A 4,377-nucleotide genomic window follows, 5' to 3' on the forward strand; every position below is an offset into this window, starting at 1 on the left:
GGCGTACGGGAGGGGGCCGCTGGGGCGGTCGGAGTTCATGGGCTTCCCGGGTTCGCGTGCGTCTGCTGGGACTGCTGCGTCACCCCCCGCCGGGGTCAGGGTAGTTGATGACGGGCGCGCGGCGGCCTCGGCGGCGGGGATCGGCCGCCGCCCGGCCGGACTCGGGCCGGTGATCAGGGGCGGCCCGTTCCGCGCAGGCCGGCGAATGCGGTGGATATGACGGCTTCGACCACCTGGGAGGAGACCTGCGGCCCCCCGCGCTGTGGCCGATACCACTCGACGATCGAGTTGATCATGCCGAAGAGCAGCCGGGTCGCCAGCCTGACGTCCGTGCCCGGCCGCAGGTCGCCCTCGGCGACGGCCTTCCGCAGCAGCTCGGCCACGCTGTGGTCGAACTCCCGGCGGCGTTCCAGGGCCCAGCGCTCGGTCTCCGTGTTGCCGCGCACGCGCAGCAGCAGCGTGACGTAGGGCAGCCGTTCCATCAGCACCTCGGCGGTGCGGCGCACGACGTGTTCGAGGCGGTCGACGGCCGGCCCGGTCCCGGCGGCGGGCTCCTCCAGGACCGCGTCCAGGCCGTCGAGCGCGTGGCTGACGGCGCGGCGAAGCAGCTCCTCCTTGCCCGGGACGTGGTGGTAGATCGAGGACTTGGAGATGCCCGCGGCGCGGGCGAGGTGCTCCATCGACGTGCCGTCGTAGCCGCGTTCGTTGAAGACGCCGACCGCGACCTGAAGGAGCGTCTGCGGGGTGTACGTGTCGCGCCGAGCTGCCATCGCCGTCTTCCGTGTCGTGGTTGTCGTCCGTGCGCCCGAGCCGTGCTCCCCGGGCGCGCGGCCGGGGTCGTGCGCGTCCGCGGTCTTGCACCGACCGATCGTTCGGTAGCACTATCGTGCCATGGCCTCATCCCACCGTGCGACGCTGCACACCGCCGTCGAGACCCTGCGCAGCCGGGCGTACTGGACGCCGCATCCCGAGCACCCCAAAGCCTACGAGGGCGACGGCGAGGCCGCGTTCCGGGCGCTGTGCGACGACCGTTTCGAGCTGGGGCAGCCGGGCACGGACGGCTGGAGGGGGGCCGAGATCTCGCCGTACGGCTTCCCGCTCGGCATCACCTACCCGCACGCCGACCCCGATGTCCTGCTGCCCGCGATGCGCGCCGCGCTGCCCGCCTGGCGCGCGGCCGGGCCCGAAACGCGGGCGGAGGTCTGCGTGGACATCCTGGCCCGGATCAACGCGCTCACGCCCCTGTTCGCGCAGGCGGTGATGCACACCACCGGGCAGGCCCTCGGCATGGCGCTCCAGGCGGGCGGGCCGCACGCGCAGGACCGGGGGCTCGAAGCGGTCGCGTACGCCTACCAGGAGCAGACGCGCACGCCGGCGCACGCCGGGTGGAGCAAGCCGCAGGGGAAACGGGACCCGCTGGCGCTGGCCAAGGAGTACGTGCCGGTGCCGCGGGGGATCGCGCTGGTCGTCGGGTGCAACACGTTCCCCACGTGGAACGGGTTCCCCGGCCTGTTCGCCTCCCTCGCCACCGGGAACCCGGTGCTGGTCAAGCCGCACCCGCGCGCCGTGCTGCCGCTGGCGCTCGCGGTGCGCGCCGCCCGCGAGGCGCTGGCCGCGGCGGGCTTCGCCCCCGACCTGGTGGCGCTGGCCGCCGAGGCGGACGGCGAGGGCCTGGCGCGGACGCTGGCGCTGCGCGACGAGGTCAGGATCGTCGACTACACGGGCTCCACGGCGTTCGGCGACTGGCTGGAGGCCAACGCCCGCCAGGCGCAGGTCTTCACGGAGAAGGCCGGGGTCAACACGGTGGTCGTGGACTCCACCGCCGACTACCGGGGGATGCTGGCGAACCTGGCGTTCTCGCTCTCCCTCTACAGCGGCCAGATGTGCACCGCCCCGCAGAACCTGCTGATCCCGCGCGGCGGGATCGCCACGGACGAGGGGGAGAAGGGCTTCGCCGAGGTCGTCGCCGACCTGGCCGACGCGGTCGCGGGGCTGCTCGCCGACGACGCGCGGGCCACGGCGGTGCTGGGCGCGCTGGTGAGCGACGCGGTGCGCGAGCGCGTCGAGGCGGCGGGCGCCGGCGAGTTGGGCGAGGTGGCCCTCGCGCCACGGGCGGTGGCCCACCCCGGCTTCCCGGGAGCGACGGTCCGCACCCCGGCGATCGTCCGGCTGGACGCGGGCGACCCGGCGGCGGAGAAGACGTTCCTCTCCGAGTGCTTCGGCCCGGTGAGCTTCGCGGTCGCCGTGGACTCCACGGCGGACGCGCTCGCGCTGCTGCGCAGGACGGTGACCGAGCGCGGGGCGATGACCGTGCTGGGGCACACGGTCTCGGAGGAGGTGGAGGAGGCGCTGGTCGACGCGTGCCTGGACACGTGCGCGCAGCTCTCGCTCAACCTGACGGGCCGCGTCTACGTCAACCAGACCGCCGCCTTCTCCGACTTCCACGGCTCAGGGGGGAACCCGGCGGCCAACGCGAGCCTGGTGGACGCGGCGTTCGTCGCCCCCCGCTTCCGCACGGTGCAGATCCAGCGGCCGGGCTGAGGACCCGGGGTCGATACCTAGCCGCGCATGGGTCCCGGGAGGCCCGAGGGCGGACCGGCCGGGCGCCAGAACCGCCATGTGGGGTCCAGGACGTCGGCGTTGCGCTGCTCCCACTCGGTGGCCGCGCGCACGGACTCGGGCGGGCAGTCCCAGGCCCGGCCGCACTGGAGCGGACGCAGGCGCAGACGTGCCCCGGCCCGGCCGGAGACCCGGCCGATCCTGCCGGTCCGCTTGTCGACCACACACGCGCCGTTCGCCCAGGACATCGTGGCTCCCTCGACGTCATCGTCATCCTCGACCACCACTGTGGGGGTCCGAGGTCCCCCTCCCGCGCACCTATCCACCGCATTGCGCAACGCAAGCCCCCTTACGGGTGAGGGAAGCCGGGAATTCCGCGGGCGCGGCGGGAGTTCCCGACGTGGTGCCGCGAGGGACGGCGCCGTGAGACGGGGCGCCGTCGAAGGGAGCGGGCATGGGTGCCGACGGACGGGCGCATGTGAGGCTGGCCAGGCCCACCGGGGACCTGGCCGCGGCGGAGCGGTTCTGGACCGGGGGGCTCGGTCTGTCCGTCCTCTTCCGCAAGGAGGGCCTGCTCATGGTCGGCTGGCCGGACGCGGGCTGGCACCTGGAGCTGGTCGCGGCCGGGGAGGGGATCGTCCCGGCGCCGACGCCCGAGGACCTGCTGGTGGTCTACCTCGGCGAGGAGGTCCCCGAGGAGCTGGTCGCCCGCTGCGAGAGCCATGGCGGCACGCGCGTCGCCGCGCACAACCCGTACTGGGACACCTGGGGCGTCACCCTCCGGGACCCCGACGGGTACCGGCTGGTGCTGTCGACGCGCGACTGGGGCTGAGGCCGTGCACACCGTCGCCGTGCTGGCCCTGGAGGGCGTGGTCCCCTTCGACCTGGTCACGCCCGTCGAGGTGTTCGGCCGGTCCGCGCAGCGGCCCGACGGAGGTGGCCCCGCCTACCGGGTGCTGGTGTGCGGCACGGCCGCCGAGGTGGACGCGGGCCCGTTCGCGCTGCGCGTGCCGCACGGGCTGGACGCGGTGCGGACGGCGGACACGGTGATCGTGCCGGGCGTGGACGACGCGTACGGCCCGGTGCCCGAGGAGGTGTGCGAGGAGTTGCGCGCGGCGCACGCGCGGGGCGCGCGGCTGGCGTCGATCTGCGTGGGCACGTTCGTCCTGGCGGCGACCGGCCTGCTGAACGGGCTGCGGGCCACCACGCACTGGCTGGCCACGGACGAGCTGGCCCGGCGCTACCCGGAGATCACCGTCGACCCCGACGTGCTCTACGTGGACAACGGCTCGCTGCTGACCTCGGCCGGGGCGGCGGCCGGGCTGGACCTCTGCCTGCACATGGTCCGGCGCGACTTCGGCGCCGCGCTGGCCGCCGACGCGGCGCGGGCCGCCGTGATGCCGCTGGAGCGGGACGGCGGGCAGGCGCAGTTCATCGTGCACCCGGAGCCCGTCCCGGACGGGGCCTCGCTGGAGCCGCTGCTGGGCTGGATGCGGGAGAACGCGCACCGCGAGCTGCGGCTGGAGGACATCGCGCGCCGCGCCCGTCTCTCCACGCGCACCCTGAACCGGCGTTTCCGGGAGCAAACGGGCACGACGCCGCTCCAGTGGCTGCACCGCGCGCGGATCCGGAAGGCGCAGCATCTGCTGGAGACCACGGGTCACTCGATCGAGCGCATCGCCACCCAGGTCGGCTTCGGCTCACCGACCTCGTTCAGGGACACGTTCAAGCGGCTGGTGGGGACGAGCCCGCTGGGCTACCGGCGCGCGTTCCGCGTCTGAGCGCCGGTAGCCCAGCGGGCTCGTCCCCACCAGCCGC

Annotated in this window: 5 protein-coding genes; 3 read left to right on the forward strand and 2 right to left on the reverse strand. The window is 74.6% G+C overall.

Annotated features, from left to right (window positions below; all coding sequences use genetic code 11):
• Positions 1-173: 173 nt before the first annotated feature.
• On the reverse strand, positions 174-770 hold the full coding sequence (locus tag ADY01_RS33365) for a TetR/AcrR family transcriptional regulator (protein WP_049580501.1): 597 nt from the start codon (positions 768-770) through the stop codon (positions 174-176).
• A gap of 121 nt (positions 771-891) precedes the next feature.
• On the opposite strand from ADY01_RS33365, the gene paaN reads away from it, so the two are divergent.
• Entirely contained in the window at positions 892-2,541 is a 1,650-nt protein-coding gene (gene paaN, locus ADY01_RS33370; RefSeq protein WP_049580502.1) for a phenylacetic acid degradation protein PaaN, read from the forward strand.
• A 17-nt stretch (positions 2,542-2,558) separates the two neighbouring features.
• Here paaN and ADY01_RS33375 read toward each other — a convergent pair whose 3' ends face one another.
• Positions 2,559-2,807, reverse strand: coding sequence for a hypothetical protein (locus ADY01_RS33375; RefSeq protein ID WP_159001583.1), 249 nt, complete (start codon positions 2,805-2,807; stop codon positions 2,559-2,561).
• Positions 2,808-3,013: 206 nt separating this feature from the next.
• Between ADY01_RS33375 and ADY01_RS33380 the strand changes: the two genes are divergently transcribed.
• Both ADY01_RS33380 and ADY01_RS33385 read left to right on the forward strand, forming a co-directional pair.
• Entirely contained in the window at positions 3,014-3,391 is a 378-nt protein-coding gene (locus ADY01_RS33380) for a VOC family protein (RefSeq protein ID WP_049580504.1), read from the forward strand.
• A 4-nt stretch (positions 3,392-3,395) separates the two neighbouring features.
• Positions 3,396-4,340, forward strand: coding sequence for a GlxA family transcriptional regulator (locus tag ADY01_RS33385; protein ID WP_049580505.1), 945 nt, complete (start codon positions 3,396-3,398; stop codon positions 4,338-4,340).
• Positions 4,341-4,377: the final 37 nt, after the last annotated feature.

Origin of the sequence: Streptomyces sp. SBT349 (assembly GCF_001083795.1) — a bacterium.
In the GTDB taxonomy this organism is placed as follows: Bacteria; Actinomycetota; Actinomycetes; order Streptomycetales; family Streptomycetaceae; genus Streptomyces.

Bases quoted from the DNA above. Each gene is read 5' to 3' on its own strand.
- ADY01_RS33365 (WP_049580501.1), bottom strand. From the start codon at position 770: ATGGCAGCTCGGCGCGACACGTACACCCCGCAGACGCTCCTTCAGGTC.
- paaN (WP_049580502.1), top strand. From the start codon at position 892: ATGGCCTCATCCCACCGTGCGACGCTGCACACCGCCGTCGAGACCCTG.
- ADY01_RS33375 (WP_159001583.1), bottom strand. From the start codon at position 2,807: ATGTCCTGGGCGAACGGCGCGTGTGTGGTCGACAAGCGGACCGGCAGG.
- ADY01_RS33380 (WP_049580504.1), top strand. From the start codon at position 3,014: ATGGGTGCCGACGGACGGGCGCATGTGAGGCTGGCCAGGCCCACCGGG.